The sequence below is a fragment of the Cytobacillus dafuensis genome (genome assembly GCF_007995155.1).
Taxonomy (GTDB): domain Bacteria; phylum Bacillota; class Bacilli; order Bacillales; family Cytobacillaceae; genus Cytobacillus; species Cytobacillus dafuensis.
The window spans coordinates 1,753,833-1,771,413 of the sequence record NZ_CP042593.1; the positions used below are offsets into that span (position 1 = coordinate 1,753,833).

19 protein-coding genes are annotated in these 17,581 nt (G+C 36.2%); 14 read left to right on the plus strand and 5 right to left on the minus strand.

Features of this window, described 5'->3' with window-relative positions; all coding sequences use genetic code 11:
* Positions 1–93: 93 nt before the first annotated feature.
* On the minus strand, positions 94–732 hold the full coding sequence (locus FSZ17_RS08290; RefSeq protein ID WP_057774188.1) for a lytic transglycosylase domain-containing protein: 639 nt from the start codon (positions 730–732) through the stop codon (positions 94–96).
* Between the two features lie 15 nt (positions 733–747).
* Positions 748–1,338: a CYTH domain-containing protein gene (locus tag FSZ17_RS08295; protein WP_057774186.1), complete on the minus strand. Its 591-nt coding sequence runs from the start codon at positions 1,336–1,338 to the stop codon at positions 748–750.
* 169 nt (positions 1,339–1,507) lie between these two features.
* Between FSZ17_RS08295 and FSZ17_RS08300 the strand changes: the two genes are divergently transcribed.
* The 4 genes from FSZ17_RS08300 (at position 1,508) to FSZ17_RS08315 (ending at position 4,351) form a co-directional block, all read left to right on the plus strand.
* Positions 1,508–1,882 (plus strand): UPF0738 family protein, encoded by a 375-nt coding sequence (locus FSZ17_RS08300; protein WP_228460306.1) that lies wholly within the window; start codon positions 1,508–1,510, stop codon positions 1,880–1,882.
* A gap of 97 nt (positions 1,883–1,979) precedes the next feature.
* Complete coding sequence (locus FSZ17_RS08305; protein ID WP_057774183.1) at positions 1,980–2,609, plus strand: GTP diphosphokinase; 630 nt, start codon at positions 1,980–1,982, stop codon at positions 2,607–2,609.
* A 41-nt stretch (positions 2,610–2,650) separates the two neighbouring features.
* Positions 2,651–3,445, plus strand: a complete 795-nt coding sequence (locus tag FSZ17_RS08310; RefSeq protein ID WP_057774181.1) for an NAD kinase — start codon at positions 2,651–2,653, stop codon at positions 3,443–3,445.
* Between the two features lie 21 nt (positions 3,446–3,466).
* Positions 3,467–4,351, plus strand: a complete 885-nt coding sequence (locus tag FSZ17_RS08315; protein ID WP_057774179.1) for an RluA family pseudouridine synthase — start codon at positions 3,467–3,469, stop codon at positions 4,349–4,351.
* A 69-nt stretch (positions 4,352–4,420) separates the two neighbouring features.
* Here the strand turns inward: FSZ17_RS08315 and prpE are convergent, their stop codons facing one another.
* Positions 4,421–5,155: a bis(5'-nucleosyl)-tetraphosphatase PrpE gene (gene prpE / locus FSZ17_RS08320; protein ID WP_057774178.1), complete on the minus strand. Its 735-nt coding sequence runs from the start codon at positions 5,153–5,155 to the stop codon at positions 4,421–4,423.
* Positions 5,156–5,661: 506 nt separating this feature from the next.
* Here prpE and mgtE point away from each other — a divergent pair.
* The 4 genes from mgtE (at position 5,662) to FSZ17_RS08340 (ending at position 10,554) form a co-directional block, all read left to right on the plus strand.
* Positions 5,662–7,005 (plus strand): magnesium transporter, encoded by a 1,344-nt coding sequence (gene mgtE, locus FSZ17_RS08325; protein ID WP_407643443.1) that lies wholly within the window; start codon positions 5,662–5,664, stop codon positions 7,003–7,005.
* Between the two features lie 76 nt (positions 7,006–7,081).
* Complete coding sequence (locus FSZ17_RS08330) at positions 7,082–8,944, plus strand: monovalent cation:proton antiporter family protein (protein ID WP_057774174.1); 1,863 nt, start codon at positions 7,082–7,084, stop codon at positions 8,942–8,944.
* Positions 8,945–9,078: 134 nt separating this feature from the next.
* On the plus strand, positions 9,079–9,849 hold the full coding sequence (fabI, locus tag FSZ17_RS08335; RefSeq protein ID WP_057774172.1) for an enoyl-ACP reductase FabI: 771 nt from the start codon (positions 9,079–9,081) through the stop codon (positions 9,847–9,849).
* A 135-nt stretch (positions 9,850–9,984) separates the two neighbouring features.
* The gene (locus tag FSZ17_RS08340; protein WP_057774170.1) at positions 9,985–10,554 is read left to right on the plus strand and encodes a CotO family spore coat protein; all 570 of its coding nucleotides are present in this window, start codon (positions 9,985–9,987) and stop codon (positions 10,552–10,554) included.
* Positions 10,555–10,658: 104 nt separating this feature from the next.
* On the opposite strand, the gene FSZ17_RS08345 is transcribed toward FSZ17_RS08340, so the two are convergent.
* Positions 10,659–11,165 carry a CotY/CotZ family spore coat protein gene (locus FSZ17_RS08345; protein WP_057774168.1) on the minus strand — a complete coding sequence of 169 codons (507 nt, stop codon included), beginning with the start codon at positions 11,163–11,165 and terminating at the stop codon, positions 10,659–10,661.
* Positions 11,166–11,294: 129 nt separating this feature from the next.
* Between FSZ17_RS08345 and FSZ17_RS08350 the strand changes: the two genes are divergently transcribed.
* The 6 genes from FSZ17_RS08350 (at position 11,295) to FSZ17_RS08375 (ending at position 14,818) form a co-directional block, all read left to right on the plus strand.
* Positions 11,295–11,651, plus strand: a complete 357-nt coding sequence (locus FSZ17_RS08350) for a DUF1360 domain-containing protein (RefSeq protein ID WP_057774166.1) — start codon at positions 11,295–11,297, stop codon at positions 11,649–11,651.
* A gap of 405 nt (positions 11,652–12,056) precedes the next feature.
* On the plus strand, positions 12,057–12,530 hold the full coding sequence (locus tag FSZ17_RS08355) for a sporulation protein (RefSeq protein ID WP_057774164.1): 474 nt from the start codon (positions 12,057–12,059) through the stop codon (positions 12,528–12,530).
* 15 nt (positions 12,531–12,545) lie between these two features.
* On the plus strand, positions 12,546–13,022 hold the full coding sequence (gene spoVAC, locus FSZ17_RS08360; RefSeq protein ID WP_057774162.1) for a stage V sporulation protein AC: 477 nt from the start codon (positions 12,546–12,548) through the stop codon (positions 13,020–13,022).
* Positions 13,022–14,038, plus strand: a complete 1,017-nt coding sequence (gene spoVAD / locus FSZ17_RS08365) for a stage V sporulation protein AD (RefSeq protein WP_057774160.1) — start codon at positions 13,022–13,024, stop codon at positions 14,036–14,038. The genes spoVAC and spoVAD overlap by 1 nt, the downstream gene beginning before the upstream one ends.
* A 19-nt stretch (positions 14,039–14,057) precedes the next feature.
* Positions 14,058–14,414: a stage V sporulation protein AE gene (gene spoVAE, locus FSZ17_RS08370; protein ID WP_057774158.1), complete on the plus strand. Its 357-nt coding sequence runs from the start codon at positions 14,058–14,060 to the stop codon at positions 14,412–14,414.
* 149 nt (positions 14,415–14,563) lie between these two features.
* On the plus strand, positions 14,564–14,818 hold the full coding sequence (locus tag FSZ17_RS08375) for a sporulation-specific transcription regulator SpoVIF (RefSeq protein WP_057774827.1): 255 nt from the start codon (positions 14,564–14,566) through the stop codon (positions 14,816–14,818).
* Positions 14,819–15,143: 325 nt separating this feature from the next.
* On the opposite strand, the gene FSZ17_RS08380 is transcribed toward FSZ17_RS08375, so the two are convergent.
* On the minus strand, positions 15,144–17,441 hold the full coding sequence (locus FSZ17_RS08380; RefSeq protein WP_057774156.1) for a UvrD-helicase domain-containing protein: 2,298 nt from the start codon (positions 17,439–17,441) through the stop codon (positions 15,144–15,146).
* Positions 17,442–17,581: the final 140 nt, after the last annotated feature.

A 17,581-nucleotide genomic window follows, 5' to 3' on the forward strand; every position in this document is an offset into this window, starting at 1 on the left:
GACTGCCCTTGGTAAAAAAATTATTTGAGCTTCGGCGAAAACATATCGAAGAAACAATCTGTTCTTTGATTTTCCCAAGATGCTTCCGTTTTTTTATGCTAAATAGGAATTTTTTATTTTTTGTACATAGTTCTTTGTTTCTCTAAAAGGAGGAATGCCACCATGCTTATCCACATTTCCAGGTCCAGCATTATAGGCAGCTAATGCTAAATCAATATTTCCATCATATTTATTAAGCATTTGACGTAAATATTTCGCACCGCCAAAAATGTTTTCTTTTGGATCAAAAATGTTTTTAACCCCAAGGGATTTTGCTGTTTCCGGCATAAGCTGCATAAGACCTGATGCCCCAGCATGACTAATAGCATTAGGATTAAAGTTCGATTCTTGCTTGATAACGGACTTTAACAGCTTGGTCGGTATCTGGTATAGCTCTGAGGCTTGCTCTATTATTTCATCAAAATTTTGATTAGATCCTGAAATCTTTGTCATACTTGCAGGAGGTAAAGCTGGTCCATTCAGTGTCTGAAGTGGTTTATTTAAATTAAAGTCAAAATCTTCGTCTACCATTGCAGATTCATCTTGAATGGTTTCTGAAGGAAGAGTTTGATTTTCTAATAAACCCATTAACAGCTTCTGAAATAATGGATTTTTCTCTCCAGATGCTGAAGAGCTGCTAAAGTTTTTTAATGCTTGCAGTTCAAGCATTACTTTCAATTGCTCAACATTCATGATCGTGCTTCTCCTTTAAAAGTGAGTTTGCTGATTATATTTTTCATTGTAAAAGCGCTTAATTTTATTATCGGTTTCACGTATAGGTATATTTAACTGTTTGAGTAAAGTAAAAAAGGTACTTTGCCCTTCTTGTCTGTTACTTACTTCATATTCTATCTCAAAATCTTCTATATTTAAATAGTAACTATGGTCCAAGACAATTAATCCGTTCTCATATTCTCGTTCAGCTCGATTTGTTGTTAATGAACCAAAATATTGAATATGACTTGGATCGATATTCATTTTTTCTATTAGGCTTCGAATTGGCTTATTTATTATTTCTCCCGTTTGAAACATTTTTTCTACAGATGCAGGATCAATCCATTCATTCGTTTCTAAAAGCCCATCTTGATAAGGCTGCTTTAATGTAAGTTCATATTTAAAATCTTTTAGCCTAATTCTTAGTGCGCAGCCTCGTTGCTTTAAAGCAAATTCACTAGTATCAAAATAATGATTTTCTTGTGTGAAAAAGAGATCATTATTTAATTGAAAATAGTTTTTTAACTTTTCGAATTCCTGTTTAGTAATGATATTTTTAAACTCAATTTCTAGGTTTTGAGACAAAATTCTTCATCCTTTCAATATGGCCAATACTCTTATTATCTCTTTATTACCAACTTGTCGCAATGCAATAATCTGGGCAAATCATCACAGCTTTTTCAAGGACAAGGCAATTTTAGTTGGCTTGATAATTAAATCTGCGATAAAATAAATAAAGAGTTTGGAGGTTGAAATGATGAAAAAGAAAATGTTAATTATTGATATTGTATATAATGAGAATCTAAATGAGGTTGAACTTGTAGCGGAAGATGGTCTCTCCATAAAAGATATAATACCTATGGAGCAAATGTTAGTTGATTCGGATAACCTTTCGTTTATTTACATAACAGATCAGAATGATGATTATTTATATGTATCAATTCCTGATACTATTTGGGTTCAGCTAAAGAGGGCCATTGACTTAAATATGTCAGTATTTTTGAGTGATCGACAGGAACGTAAGCATCTTCCAGGGTTTATTGAGGAATTAAGCTATTTGATTGAGAATATAAAGGGAAATAGTAATTACGGAGAGTCAATGGTCGAAAAAGTAGAAAGTACTTTCTAAGCTAATTGATAAGATTGCGAATAATTATTGCAAGAACAATCGTCCTTTGATTGTTTCGAAGGCGCTTGCGCTTTTCTAAGATGAGGTGTTGTATGACGTGAAGAATTGGGATCAATTTTTAGCTCCATATAAACAGGCGGTCGAGGAACTAAAGATTAAGTTAAAGGGAATGAGAAAACAATTTGAACAAGATGCAACTCATTCTCCAATAGAATTTGTTACTGGAAGGGTCAAGCCGATTGCAAGTATTTTGGATAAGGCAAATCAAAAAGGCATTCCATTAGATAAGCTAGTGACCGAGATGCAGGATATTGCAGGTTTACGGATGATGTGCCAGTTCGTGGATGATATTAAAATGGTAGTTGAGTTGCTAAGAAATCGTAATGACTTTGAGATTGTAGAAGAAAGAGATTACATTTCTCATAAAAAGGTTAGCGGCTACCGCTCTTATCATGTAGTCATTCGATACCCAGTCCAAACGATAAAAGGGGAAAAGAAGATTTTAGTAGAAATTCAAATTCGCACTTTAGCGATGAATTTTTGGGCAACAATCGAGCATTCTTTAAATTATAAATATAAAGGACAGTTCCCTGAAGATATTCAGATGAGACTTCAAAGGGCAGCTGAAGCGGCTTTTAGGCTTGATGAAGAGATGTCACTTATTCGTGGAGAAATCCAGGATGCACAGGCCTTCTTTACGAGAAATAAAGAACACCAGCAGGAATAATACATTAATCACAGCAATAATTCAAAAGGAGCTCAAGTACGATGAAATTTGCCATTACCTCAAAAGGCGATAATAAATCAAATGCACTCATGCATAAAATGAAAACTTATTTATTGGATTTTGATCTTATTTATGATGAAGAGCAGCCTGATATTGTCGTCTCTATTGGCGGGGATGGTACTTTATTGTACGCCTTTCACCGCTATACTGGTCGTCTGGACAAAACGGCTTTTGTCGGGATTCATACAGGACATCTTGGGTTTTATGCGGATTGGGTACCAGAAGAAATTGAGAAGCTTGTCATTGCTATCGCCAAGACTCCCTTTCAGGTAAGTGAATACCCCCTGCTTGAGGTTATTATTAGATACCAGCATGGAGGTAGAGAAACTAGATATCTAGCTTTGAATGAATCCACTGTAAAAGCAGTAGACGCTACCCTTGTTATGGATGTAGAAATTCGAAGTCAACATTTTGAACGGTTTAGAGGAGATGGACTTTGCGTTTCAACTCCTTCTGGAAGTACTGCTTATAATAAAGCATTAGGAGGAGCGATTTTGCATCCATCCCTATCTGCCATTCAAATTGCTGAAATGGCTTCTATCAATAATAAAGTCTTCCGGACAGTCGGATCTCCGCTCGTTCTTCCAGCTCACCATACTTGTATGCTTAAGCCGGTGAACCAGCCAGACTTTCAAATTACGATCGATCATCTAACTCTGCTCCATAAGGATGTGAAATCTATTCAATTCCGAGTGGCCGATGAAAAAATCCGATTCGCGCGCTTCCGTCCATTTCCATTCTGGAAAAGAGTCCATGACTCATTCGTTGCGGATTAATGAAAAGGTGAATATGATCGGATGTCAAGATTTCAATTGAAGTGGAAAATTACCTCCAATGATGAAAATAAACTCATTAAAGACTTTTTGAAAGAAAAGGAAATTTCAAAAACGGCTTTGACGGATATTAAATTTAAAGGTGGTAGTATTTCCGTAAATGATAAAGAAGAAACGGTAAGATACACTCTAAAACGAGGTGACGTTTTAGTTATTAAGTTCCCTGAGGAAATGCCGAGTGAAGGAGTAAAAGGCGAGAAAATTCCATTAGATATTTTGTATGAAGATGATTATGTAATCGTTGTGAATAAACAAGCAGGTATGAGTACGATTCCTTCAAGGGAGCATCCAACGGGCAGCCTAGCAAATGCTCTAATCGGTTATTACGAACAAATTGGGTTAAAGGCTACAACACATATTGTGACAAGACTTGATCGTGATACGTCTGGAATTGTTCTTGTAGCCAAACATCGTCATGTTCATCATCTTTTAAGTGAGCAGCAAAGACACGGTACAATAAATAGGGAGTACGAAGCATTAGCTGAGGGCATCATAGTAGCAGATCAAGGTGTAATCGAGCAGCCAATTGCTCGAAAAAGTGACAGTATTATTGAAAGAGAAGTCAGTCTAACTGGGCAGTATGCTTGTACACGCTTTAAGGTAATTCGCCGTTTGGCTTTATTTACCCATTTAAGATTGAAGCTTGAGACGGGACGTACCCATCAAATCCGTGTTCATTTGTCTCATCTAGGGTATCCCTTAATTGGTGACAACCTATATGGGGGAAATGCAGACTTGATTACTCGACAGGCCTTGCATTGCTGTATGCTTTCGTTTTATCATCCATTTTTAGAGAAAAATTTATTTTTCAAGCAAGAATTGCCAATTGATATGATGCAATTGCTTTGAAACAAACAAAAGCCGGTCATCCCGGCTTTTCTCTCTTTGTACTCAAATTATTAAGTCACATTGTTTATATTAAAATTTACGAAACTTCTCCTCCACAAACGGCATACTTGATGAAACTGATACGAATTCCATCTCAGGATACTTTAGAGCGGTTAATTTATTGCCGAAAACGGCTCCTGTATCGATATTATACGTATTATTAACGATTCGAACTTCCTTTACAGGAGTATGTCCATATACAATTATTGCATCCCCCCTGTATTGCTTAGCCCAGTCACGACGAACCGGAGAGCCGTCTGGATTTTTTTCTCCAGTTATATCCCCATAAAGAACAAAGGTTTTGACTTTCGCAGAGTATTGACCAATATAGTCTTGGCGAATGCCTGCATGGGCAATAACTAGCTTTCCATCATCTAAAACCTCATAAAGAGACGCATTTTCATATAGTTTCATATAATTTTTACGGATTGTGTGTTTGCTTTTTTCATCCAATGAATCATACTCAGAAGCTGTTGTTTCTAAGCCATGGGTCAGCTGTACCTTATTCCCTAAAAAGAAACGATAAAGCTTATTGCAATGGTTACCTGGTACGTAATAGGCTAATGATTCTTTGACAAGCTTACAAACGATTTCAGTTACCTTTAGTGATTGGGGCCCCCGATCCGTTAAATCACCTACATAGGCTAATTTTCTAGTATCTGGATGAATGGGATATCCCTTTCCCCAATCATAGCCAAGTTGAAGGGTGAGTTCCTGAAATTCATCAAAGCAGCCATGGATATCACCGATAATATCAAGCTTCATTAAAATACTCCTTTATTCGTTAATAGAAAATGGAACAAAATTTATGTACTATTGTAAAATTCCCTTGTTCTTCAAGATTCAAGTCAAGGAGTTTGTGCATTTTTTATTATCATAACAATTTATAAATGTTTTATCCTAAGTTTATCGCAGATTAACGGGCAGTAAGACCCCCACTTCAAGTTTGTGAGAGAATCAAAGAAACCTAAGTGGGGGTCAACTGCCCGTGAAGGCCCGACGACGGACACGATGTGTCCTAGTCAGGCGAAAGCCACAGGACGTGGCGTTTTGAGCGTGATTGGTTCAACTAACCATTAGTGGGGGATGAAAGAGAACCCCCGCTGATGGAAGTTTCACTTTATTTAATCAGAAGGAACAGATGTTTAGAAAAGAATAATAAAATGGAGCGACAATTAATTTAAGATTTGCTAGTATTATGAGGTATTGTACTTGTGAGAGAGGAGGTAATGATGATGGAAGAGGCAGTGAATGAAAAGGATGCCCATCATATGGATAGGAAATTATTAATCGATTCTTTACAAAATGAAGATATGGAAAAATTTCGAGATGAATTTTTAGATTTACACCCTTATGATCAAGCTTCATTTTTTAAGGAATTGGATGAGGAAACACGGGAAAGGATTTATCATTATCTTTCTCCTGAAGAGATGGCAACATTGTTTGAGAATCTAGAAATGGGTGACGATAACTATCAAGATGTTCTTGCAGAAATGACTCCAAATTATGCAGCTGAAATGATTTCTAAAATGTACGTTGATGATGCAGTTGACGTCTTAAATGAACTTGAAAAAGATCAGGTTGTCAGCTATTTAACGATCATGGATGAAGAGGCAGCACAGGAAATAAAAGAACTTCTTCACTATGAGGAATATACAGCCGGAAGTATTATGACAACAGATTTCATATCGATTTCTGCTAATCAAACGGTCCGATCTGCGATGTATATTCTAAAAAATGAAGCACCAAAAGCAGAAACCATTTATTATATTTATGTTTTAGATGATGAAAAAAGATTAGCTGGGGTTATTTCGCTAAGAGATTTAATTGTTAATGATGATGATACAATGATTTCAGAAATTACGAATGATCGTATTGTTTCCGTATCTGTAGGAGATGACCAGGAAGAAGTTGCTAGAAAAATTAAGGATTATAATTTTCTTGCACTGCCAGTTGTTGATTTTCAAAACCATCTTTTAGGAATTATTACTGTTGATGACGTAATGGATGTCATGGCGGAAGAAGCATCAGATGACTACTCGAAGCTTGCTGCCGTTTCAGACATGGATACGATCGACCGCAGTCCTTTATCGGCTGCAAAAAAGCGTCTGCCATGGTTGATAATCTTACTATATCTTGGGATGGGAACAGCAAGCCTTGCTGCGCGATTCGAAGCGACATTAGAAAAAGCGGCTATTTTAGGTGCGTTTATTACACTAATTGCTGGCATGGCTGGTAATACTGGTACACAAGCGTTAGCGGTTGTTGTCCGTGGAATCGCGACTGGTGATTTAGAAAAAGAAAGCAGACTCAAATTAATTCTTAGGGAAGCTGGTACAGGGCTAATTACAGGGACGATATGTGGAATTCTTGTTACGATCACCATTTTTATTTGGAAAGGTAATATATTTCTGGGAATTCTAGTTGGGATTTCGATTTTTTGTACTTTGATTATTGCAACTTTAGCTGGAGCCATTATTCCATTAGCTATGCATAAATTCAAAATTGATCCAGCGGTTGCATCGGGTCCATTTATCACAACAATCAATGATATTATCAGTATTTTAATTTACTTTAGCATCGCAAATTTATTTATGAACTTTTTACCAAAGTAGACTGTCAGGCCCCACTCGCAGACGGCAAGCCGTATTTCTTTCTTGTTGTTAACAATGCTAAAAAGGGAGGAATTTGATGGAAGAACATGGAGTTTCTGTTGCTTCTCTTGTCATTGTTATTATCATTGCTTTTTTAACACCAATTATATTGTATCGTTTTAAACTGAATTTTATCCCTGTTGTTGTGGCTGAAATATTAATGGGTCTAGTAATAGGTAAAAGCGGATTCGATATTGTACATCCAGATATGTGGCTTGAAACCCTAAGTACATTAGGTTTTATTTTTCTAATGTTTCTAAGTGGCTTAGAAATTGACTTTTCTGCGTTTACCGGCAATAAAAAGCGCGAGATGCTGTCAAGCGGAAAATTAGAACCGAATTCCTTTTTGGTTTCGTCAATTATTTTTGCAGGCATATTTATTATTTCATTAGGCTTATCTTATTTGTTTGTATGGGCTGGATTTATTGACAATGCATTTTTAATGATGTTAATAATATCTACAATATCATTAGGGGTTGTTGTCCCTACTTTAAAAGAAGCTCATCTTATGAAAACCGCCATTGGTCAAATCATCTTGTTAGTTGCAGTTATCGCCGATCTTGTTACGATGATTTTATTGGCTGTATTTGTTTCATTATATGATAGCGGTGAAGGAAACGTATGGCTGCTGCTTATCCTTTTTGCAGCAGGAGTGCTTCTCTATTTTATCGGTAGAAGGTTTAAAAATCGTAAATTTATTGAATCTATGCGGGCGGGTACTGTTCAAATTGGAACAAGAGCCGTATTTACACTTATTATCTTTCTCGTAGCCCTATCTGAATCAGTCGGTGCAGAAAATATTTTAGGTGCTTTTCTAGCAGGTGTTCTTGTTTCTCTACTAGCACTGAATCAAGAGATGGTCCATAAGCTAGATTCGTTTGGCTACGGTTTTTTTATCCCGATATTCTTTGTTATGGTTGGAGTAGATTTAAACATTTGGTCCTTATTGAGTGATAAAAAATTATTAATGCTCATTCCGCTTTTACTTATTGGATTACTTTTGTCCAAGTTAATTCCTGTTTATTTCCTAAAGAGATGGTATGACATAAAAACCGTTATTGCTTCCGGTTTTTTATTAACCTCTACATTGTCACTCGTTATTGCATCTGCAACAATAGGAGAAAGATTAGGCGTTATAACAGCTGAAATGAGTGGAACATTAATTCTTGTTGCGGTTATTACGAGTGTTTTTACACCTGTAGTTTTTAAAAAGCTTTTTCCAAGAGAGGCTAATGCAGAGAAGAAATTGAAGGTAGCTTTTATTGGCGCAAATCAGTTGACGCTGCCTGTTTATCGAGAACTCAACTCAAGCCATTTTGAAGCGACTCTATATCATAAAAAACAGGAGAAGTCAGATAAAAATATCGCAGATTCCTTATTCGAAATTATCGAATTAGATAATTATTCTTTCGAAAATCTTGAAGAGAAGGAATTATATAAATCAGATATCATGGTCATCTCTACTGGTGATGAAGAATTAAATGCAGCGCTAGCAATTGCTTTTAAAGGAAAAGGTGTTGAGCGTGTCATTTGCCGGCTTGAAAGCCCTGATTTACAGGAAAATATGAAAGAATTTGATATAGAAGTGTTCTCTGTACTACTGTCACAGAAAACATTGCTCAGAGCATTAATTGAATCCCCAAGCATCATGGACATATTAACCAATCAAGAACATGCTTTGTATGAAATTGAATTATTAAATAATCAATTTCAAGGGATGACTTTAAGGGAGTTTCCTTTTACAGGGGATGTTATTTTTGTAAGAATTTTCAGAGGTCATGACTCAATTGTTCCTCATGGGGATACAGAGCTTCAAATGAATGATAGGCTGATCGTTACTGGTACGAAAGAATATGTTGATGAATTGAAAAGGGAACTTGAGTTTTGTGAAAACTGTTAAAAAAAGGTCAAATCAGCTATTATCATGAGAGCTGGGTTTGACCTTTTTAAATAACCTCCTTTTCTTTTTTTATGATTTATAGTAAAATTAGTACTAGGTACTAATAACATGTGATAATTTAGGAGGCTTTTGATATGACTCTTTCATTAAAAGGAAAAACTTATGTTGTAATGGGTGTTGCGAATAAAAGAAGTATTGCATGGGGAATTGCGAGATCGCTTCATCTTGCTGGTGCACAATTAATTTTTACATATGCAGGCGAGCGTCTGGAGAATAGTGTACGTGAATTAGCTGAATCTCTAGAAGATGCCAATTCACTTGTTTTGCCATGTGATGTAACATGTGACGAAGATATTAAAAAATGCTTTGCAGAGATTAAAGAGCAGGCTGGAACGATACATGGTCTTGCACATTGTATTGCTTTTGCTAATAAGGAAGAATTGCAGGGCGATTATATGAATACAACGCGAGATGGCTTTTTACTAGCTCACAATATCAGTTCTTATTCATTAACTGCTGTTGCAAAGGTAGCAAAGGATTTAATGACAGAGGGTGGAAGCATTGTTACCTTAACATATCTTGGTGGCGAACGTGCAATCAAAAACTATAATGTTATGGGTGTTGCAAAAGCTTCCCTTGATGCAAGTGTAAAATACTTAGCGAGCGACCTAGGAAAAGAGGGTATCCGTGTCAATTCCATCTCAGCAGGTCCAATTCGCACGCTTTCTGCAAAAGGAGTTAGTGATTTCAACTCTATCTTAAAGGAAATCGAAGAACGCTCTCCTCTTCGTAGAACAACAACTCCAGAAGAGGTTGGAGATACAGCTGTTTTCTTATTCAGTGATTTGTCACGTGGTATTACTGGAGAAAATATTCACGTTGATTCAGGATTTCATATTCTTTAATTTTGAAGAAATTTTTAAGCCGCTTCCGGATCGTGAAGCGGTTTTTGTTTTTAATTTTCTATAGTTGATGGAAACGAATTCCTATGTTCTGCATACATATAGTGTGAACCCATTTGTATGTGGAGGTTGAGGAAGATGCTAAAAAAGAAACAAAAAGCTCCCTTATTTTATATTCAACAGCCTGTAATACAATTACCAGTAGGAAATATGCAGGAAATCTATTCAAGTAAAAGAGCTGAAAACAAATTAACAATGCCCGCCGCTTATTCAATAGAAGAAAATACAAATCTCCCTTCGTCAAAGGAAGAGAGTTTTAGTAGCGAAATAGAAGTAAGTGAGTTAAAAAAAGCTGAAATGGTGATCAAGGATAGTGAAATGGTTCAGGAAGTGATTGATTCTATTGAAGAAAAAAATATTAACTCTTCTTCATTTGAATCTAAGCCTAAGATGAAGCTTACTCCTTCTTTTAAACGACTCAAAAGCTTTAAAGAAATGAATAATTTAGAGCGGATTGATTATTTAAAAGAGTTTCCGAAGCAAATGCCGCCTGTTCCTTGTATTTTTGAAACAGAAGAGAATTCTTGGAGAGGAATTTTCGTAGGCAAAAACGATGAAACAATAGAAATAAAACTTCTTGATGGGAAAAGTAAATCCATTGAAATTCAAGCATTAAAAGAAATAAGAATGGTAGGGTTTAGAAGATAATATCCAAAAAATTTAGCAAATTGGCGGCTATGTAGAATGAACTTCTTTGTTTAAAAAAAATGCCAGCCGTATATGAACGACTGGCTTCTTTTATAGATTCATTTTTACTCACAGATATCTAAATCGACGTCGGCGATACATTGAACAGCGCAGAAGCATTTCAAATCAACTGTTACACAGTCATTTGTACTACGGAAATGGTCAACTTCACAGACTTTTTTCAAATCAATGCAGCAATCATCCGCTAAATTCACCGTTCTATCTGGTCCAGGTTTCCGATGTATTGGTTCTAGAACTCGAAGCACTGCACAGCAGTTGTCAAATACATCTTCTACGCGGAAGAAGATAGAGACACATGCATGGTCATTTCCTTTGAAGAACGCATGGAATGGCGAACCATCTGCTGTCTTTAAAACAAAAACACGAGTATCTGGGTGAGAATTTTTTCTGTTAGAAGTAGGTGAGATAGCTCCAAGAGGTTCTAGAAAACAGTTAGAAGGACATTCACATACTTCTTCTGCATTATCCTGAATATTTTTTATCGCACGAACTACTTCACATACACAGCTATTGCTATTGCCTTTGAAGTCGTCTTTTTTTCCACAACCCATTTTATTTCCTCCTTGTTTAATTCTTGTGATACTACACTAATAACATATTGCTGAAGTGCCCTATGGGTAACGGACAAACGCCTTGTTTTATAAAAAAATAGGTGTTTTTTTAAGGTGGGTGTAATAAATTTGGATTTATCATTTATGGAACTTATGATTTTAGCTTTAGCAAGCTTTCGCCTTACCAGGTTAATGGTATATGACAAAATTACTGAATTTATTAGAAGGCCATTTTTTGATGAAAGAGAAGAAAAGAATGAAGTAGGTGATATGGAAGTATATATCATTCCGAAAGATAGGGGCATTCGTGGATTTTTCGGAGAATTGCTTAGCTGTTATTGGTGTACTGGTGTGTGGACTTCTATTATTTTGTATTTATTATATTTTTTCTTTTATACAATTGCTGTCCCAATAATGATCGTTTTGTCCGTTGCAGGTCTAGCAGCGATAATCGAAACAATTGTCCAAAAATTGTTAAATGAATAAATTAGTCCGTATGAATATATTGCAAAAAAAACTTAAATAGGCGGCTTCTTTACACAAGCTAATCCGTTATTCATATATTAAATAAAGGAGTAGTTTTACAGAAATAATAAAAAGGAGGATAACTTTATGTTAAAGGAAAATTCACAGCCGCTGAAAAGTCCAAAGCAGCAATCACCTAAGAAGAAAAAAGGGTGTGGATGTGGAAAGAAATCAAAAAAGAATACTTAAATTACTGCCGGAGACCCCGGTTTTTTTTATTTACATTATTTGGTTTTTGTTGTACTTATCCGTTTATTCATAATTTCACAGGTTTTCGAGGACAATATACTTACAGAAATACTTTTACGTGAGAGCATGAATATTTTTATTTAGAAACAATGATTTTATTTAGAGAAGGGACCGTTTATGAGGATAAAACATTTCTTGATGACTCCAATATTATTATTAGGATTAACTGGTTGTGGTCTTGGTGAAGATTCAAAGGATAGTGAGCTTGCTCTGATTAAAACAACGGATCCTAGTCCTGCCTTACTAGAAAAAAACACGAAAGAAAACCTTGATTTTGTGGAGAGCGTCAAACATGATATTGCGTCCATGAAGGAGCTATATGATGTAGCAGTTGTAAAAGGGAAAAAAGACACGCTAGTCGCTTACAAAGTAAAACATTTTTATCGATTTCAAATGAAAAAGATTGAGAAAAAAGTGAATGAAATGCTAGAGAAAAAATACCCAGATGAGAACTTTACCGTTTCCAGTGATTATAAAATTTTTCTCGAGGCAGTTAAGTTAAATGAAAAAATGAAGGATCCTAATTTTTCTCAAGAAAAAGCAAATAAAGAGTTAAAGAAAATAATAAAGCTAAAGCAAGAGTTGACATAAGAAAGGAGAACCTTAATGGGGAAGGATAAAAAGAATTTGACACCTGAGCAACAAAAATATCAAGTACTTCAACAGAAACATGAGATTAAAAGGCCCATTCTTAAAAACTGTATTAGAGCCTTTTGGGTTGGTGGCCTCATTTGTACGGTTGGACAAGCTATTACATATTTTTATATATACTTCTTTAATTTCACAGAACAAACTGCAGGGAACCCTACGGTAGCGACGATGGTATTTCTTTCAATGTTGTTAACAGGATTTGGAATATATGATCATTTAGCTCAATTTGGCGGAGCAGGTACAGCTGTACCTGTAACGGGCTTTGGAAATGCGGTAATTTCTGCAGCTATTGAGCATCGTACAGAAGGATTTGTACTAGGAGTAGGTGGGAATATGTTCAAACTCGCAGGTTCCGTCATCCTATTTGGTGTATTTTCAGCATTTGTGGTCGCTTTAATCAAAACAATCTTAATTCAATGGGGGGTTTTGTAATGCTAAAAGGAAAGCAATCCTGGGTATTTCAAAATCGCCCTGTAATCGCTGCAACTGGAGTTTCTGGAGGTCCTTTTGAGGCAAATGGCAGGCTTGCTGAGGATTTTGATATTCTTCACGATGATCTATGGATGGGACAGGATTCCTATGAGAAGGCACATCGAATATTAATAGAAGAAGCTTGTCAAATTGCATTAAAAAAAGAAAATATTTTGGAGGAGGATATTCATTTTTTTATAGCAGGGGACTTAATTAATCAAATTACCCCAACAAGCCTTAGTGCAAGAACAAATCAGATTCCATACTTTGGAATTTTCGGGGCTTGTTCTACTTCAATGGAGGGACTTGCCCTTGCATCTTTCATTATTAATAATCAAGGGGCAAAATATATTCTTACAGGTGCATCAAGCCACAATGCAGCAGTTGAAAAGCAGTTTAGATATCCAACTGAGTATGGGGGACAGAAGCCGCCGACTGCCCAATGGACGATTACAGGTGCAGGTGTTGCAATCATTAAAGAAAATGTAGGAAGCCGAAATTTACCTGTTACAACTTCAGCGACTATTGGTAAGGTTGTAGATATGGGGTTAACAGATCCATTTAATATGGGAGGGGCCATGGCCCCAGCTGCGGCTGATACGATTACCGCTCATTTTAAAGATATGCAAGTAGATCCTTCTTATTATGATCTCATTGTCACAGGAGATTTAGGTGAAATTGGTCATAATACAACATATGAATTATTAACAAACGCTGGACTTCAAATTGATAAGGGAAAATTTCAAGATTGTGGATTAATGATCTTTAAAGAGGATCAGCCCGTAAATGCGGGTGGGAGCGGAGCTGGGTGCTCCTCAACTGTATTATATGGACATTTATTGAATCAAATGAAGCAAGGAGCTTACAAAAGAATACTTGTCGTAGCAACTGGTGCCCTTTTGTCACCGCTTACCTTTCAGCAAAACGAAACGATTCCATGTATTGCTCATGCTGTATCCATTGAAATGAATAACTAATTGAATGGGGGATAGGAACATGCTGCCAATGTTTATATGGGCATTTATTGTTGGGGGTCTCATTTGTGTATTTGGTCAATTATTGTTTGATGTTGCGAAATTAACACCAGGACACACCTTAAGCCTACTAGTTGTTATTGGTGCAGTATTAGACGGCTTTGGACTTTATGAGCCCTTAATAGATTTTGCTGGGGCAGGGGCTACGATTCCGATTACAAGTTTTGGTAACTCTCTTGTTCATGGGGCGTTGCAAGAAGCGGAGCAGCATGGGATTGTAGGTGTACTAACTGGAATGTTTGAAGTTACAAGCTCTGGAATATCAGCTGCAATCATTTTTGGTTTTATTGGTGCATTGCTTTTTAGACCAAAAGGATAAAAAAATTATTACATAGAGCTTCTGCTTAGGAAATCGTAAAAGAAAATCTGCCGTTTTTAAAAAAAATGGAAAAAGCGTCTGACTCATTCACCTTTTTTGCCCATGTTCATACTATATAAAGTAGTTTAGGAAGGGGCGTGACAAAAAGTATGGATAATAATTTCTTCAAAAATATTGAAAAGAAAACAGGCGTTAATATGAAGGATGTTTTTGATTTAGCAAGCTCTTTACAGAATGCAAACTTTAAAGATGAAAAAACAGTTAGAAGTGTTATTCGGAGAGTATCACAAATTGCCAATCGCGAAGTATCAAAAGAAACAGAGGATAAAATTGTCGAGTCAATTGTCACTGAAGGCAAACAGCTTGATTTTGGAACGATTTCACAAATGATAAATAAAAAATAATGAAATTTATTAAGAAGGACCTGGTGAGATTAATAACCAGGCCCTTGTTGTTTATCGCAGATTAACGGGCAGTATGACCCCCCACTACAAGGTTGAGAGAGTATTAAAGAAACCTAAGTGGGGGGCAACTGCCCGTAAAGGCCCGGAAAATGAACACAGACTAAAAGTGCCACATCGTGTGGCAACGTCTGTTTGACCCACTTCCTGTGGGCCGCAACTAAGCTCAGTGGGGGATGAAAGCCGACTAAGAACGCCACGTCCTGTGGCAACGTCGGCACTAGCACGTCCTGTGCGTCGAAAAACCCCCACTGATGGAAGTTTCACTTTATTTAATCCTATGAATATTTGTAATGGGTGTTAGAAATCTTGAAGGATTGGATTTTTTGCCGCGATTTTTTTCAGGGATTGAAATGTATAAATACTCCATAGCCCTTGTCATCGCAACATACATAAGCCGCCGTTCCTCTTCCATTGGAGAATAATCTCCGTTACGATACGATTCTAAAGCATATTCATGGGGGAGGGTTCCTTCATTAGCCCCAATAATATATACAACCTTATATTCGAGTCCTTTAGCTCGATGTATTGTACTTAATGTAATCGCATGTTGATTTTTTTTACTCATTTGCTTTATTTCATTATTCATAGCTCTCATGTGTTCAACATGGTCTAAAAACTCTTGGATCGTTGTGAAATTTTTTGCTGCCACCTTAAGATCCTTTAGATCATCAGAACCCCTTTCCATTTTATTTCCTTCATTACCACGTTTTTTAATAAAGTCCTGGTAGCCAAGCTCTTTTTCTATGTTCGTAATGGCTGTTTGAGGAGATAATTTTGATATGGATCGGATGACTGGAATGACCTTTCTTAATTTTTGCTCTTGAAAAGAAAATCCTGTTTTAATGTATTTCAAACATTCAAGCAAAGAACAGTCCTTTAAAATACTTTCAGCAATCAAATCCTTCATTGCCGTCTGCTTAACAAATAAGGCAGGGAGAATATTTTTAATCGCATTTTGGTCCTCTTCATTGATGGATAATTGTAAGAAAGAAAGCATACTTTTTACAATAAATCGGTCATAAAAGGACTCAGCATCCTGTTCAATTTTAAAAGGGAGGCTTGAATTAGCTAAGCGTTCGAATACTGCACGACTTCCTGAATTTGTCCTGAAAAGAATTGCAAAATTTTGTGGTTCAAAGCCAAGTGCAATTTTTTCTTGAATGTCAGTTACAATTGAGGTTGCTTCTTCTTCCTCATCATAAGGATAAAAGAGGATTGGCAGTTTTTCACCTGAAAATTGAGCATTCATTTTCTTACTGTGCCGAAGTTTATTTTGTACAATTACTTGATTAGCTGTTGAAACAATTTCATGAGCCGAACGATAGTTTTGATTTAACTTCATAATATTAGCACCTGGAAAATCTTTTTCAAAATCTAGAAGGTATTTCGGGTCGCTGCCTCGAAATGCATAGATAGATTGATCATCATCACCTACAGCACATATATTTCTCGATTTTGCTGATATCATTTTCATAAGTTCGTACTGCACTTTATTAATATCTTGAAACTCATCAATTAATAAATATTGAAAGCGATCTTGGTATTTTTTCAGAACAGATGGCTCGTTTTGAAATAGTATATAACAGCCTACAAGCATATCATCGAAATCAAAGTATCCTTCGTTATCTTTAAGTTGTTCGTATTGTTCATATAATAGGGCAACACGCTCTTCCCAAGCTGATTCAGGCTTAACCTTTAATGGAGGGATAAGCGAATTTTTCCAATAGCTAATTTGTTGGAGTGCAAGATCGATAGCAAATTCCTTTTCATCTATATTTAATGATCTGCCTACTTGCTTGATTAGCTGCTCTCGCTGCCAGCCTTTGCTTAGTAGTTTGTGAGAAGCCCATTTTTCTGGATTATGGAAGACTAAAATTCGATAAAAAATGCTATGGAAAGTGCCAGTTACAATTTGCTGAATACTTTTTTGGCCCATTTGAGGATACATGATTAGTCTTTTTTTCATTTCAGCAGCTGCTTTTGCTGTAAAAGTTACCAGCATAATCGATTTAGGATCAATTTTTCTTTCACATATCATATAGGCCGTTCTCGTTGTTAACACTCTTGTTTTCCCGCTGCCTGCTCCAGCAAGTACTAGGAGGGGGCCATCGATACAGGAAACAGCATCCGATTGAGCGAAATCAAGCATGATACCTGAATCCCACAGATCCTGTATGTACTTATTAGAATAGGTGGTATCCAATTGTTTAATCGGAGTGAATGGAGGGATATTTTTAACAGCTTGTGCATTTTTATAAGTTATTTCTGATTCCTTCACAGATGTAATGGTACGAGATACGGGCATTCTAAATCCATTGAATTCCGAGTATTCTTCATGGGAAGGAGAAGATTCGATCATAGTAGAATCTCTGCATTTCGTGTCTTTATCCATAATATGATAAAAGTGAGGCTCTTTTTCAATTCCAATGTAGAACCTAACCTTTTCACCACATTCAGGACAAACGAGTAGTCCCTTTTTTCCATTTTCATAAATGGATTGAAACGTTTCTCTATCAATTCTATCAAGATGAATCATTTTATTATGTAGCATCGTAGTTTTCATCATTTTTTCCTCTTCTTTGCCTTTCGTTAGACAAACTCTATCATATCAAATCAACGGTACTTACAAAAGATTTTCTCTAAAAATGGTACAAAAACCTTATGTCATTCTCGTATATCTATCATATATATAGTTTTTTAAAA

Excerpts from the sequence above, each read along its gene's own strand:
- FSZ17_RS08290 (WP_057774188.1), bottom strand. The coding sequence starts at position 732 with ATGAATGTTGAGCAATTGAAAGTAATGCTTGAACTGCAAGCATTAAAA.
- FSZ17_RS08300 (WP_228460306.1), top strand. The coding sequence starts at position 1,508 with ATGATGAAAAAGAAAATGTTAATTATTGATATTGTATATAATGAGAAT.
- FSZ17_RS08310 (WP_057774181.1), top strand. The coding sequence starts at position 2,651 with ATGAAATTTGCCATTACCTCAAAAGGCGATAATAAATCAAATGCACTC.
- FSZ17_RS08315 (WP_057774179.1), top strand. The coding sequence starts at position 3,467 with ATGTCAAGATTTCAATTGAAGTGGAAAATTACCTCCAATGATGAAAAT.
- prpE (WP_057774178.1), bottom strand. The coding sequence starts at position 5,155 with ATGAAGCTTGATATTATCGGTGATATCCATGGCTGCTTTGATGAATTT.
- mgtE (WP_407643443.1), top strand. The coding sequence starts at position 5,662 with ATGGATAGGAAATTATTAATCGATTCTTTACAAAATGAAGATATGGAA.
- FSZ17_RS08330 (WP_057774174.1), top strand. The coding sequence starts at position 7,082 with ATGGAAGAACATGGAGTTTCTGTTGCTTCTCTTGTCATTGTTATTATC.
- fabI (WP_057774172.1), top strand. The coding sequence starts at position 9,079 with ATGACTCTTTCATTAAAAGGAAAAACTTATGTTGTAATGGGTGTTGCG.
- FSZ17_RS08340 (WP_057774170.1), top strand. The coding sequence starts at position 9,985 with ATGCTAAAAAAGAAACAAAAAGCTCCCTTATTTTATATTCAACAGCCT.
- FSZ17_RS08345 (WP_057774168.1), bottom strand. The coding sequence starts at position 11,165 with ATGGGTTGTGGAAAAAAAGACGACTTCAAAGGCAATAGCAATAGCTGT.
- FSZ17_RS08355 (WP_057774164.1), top strand. The coding sequence starts at position 12,057 with ATGAGGATAAAACATTTCTTGATGACTCCAATATTATTATTAGGATTA.
- spoVAC (WP_057774162.1), top strand. The coding sequence starts at position 12,546 with ATGGGGAAGGATAAAAAGAATTTGACACCTGAGCAACAAAAATATCAA.
- spoVAD (WP_057774160.1), top strand. The coding sequence starts at position 13,022 with ATGCTAAAAGGAAAGCAATCCTGGGTATTTCAAAATCGCCCTGTAATC.
- spoVAE (WP_057774158.1), top strand. The coding sequence starts at position 14,058 with ATGCTGCCAATGTTTATATGGGCATTTATTGTTGGGGGTCTCATTTGT.
- FSZ17_RS08375 (WP_057774827.1), top strand. The coding sequence starts at position 14,564 with ATGGATAATAATTTCTTCAAAAATATTGAAAAGAAAACAGGCGTTAAT.
- FSZ17_RS08380 (WP_057774156.1), bottom strand. The coding sequence starts at position 17,441 with ATGAAAACTACGATGCTACATAATAAAATGATTCATCTTGATAGAATT.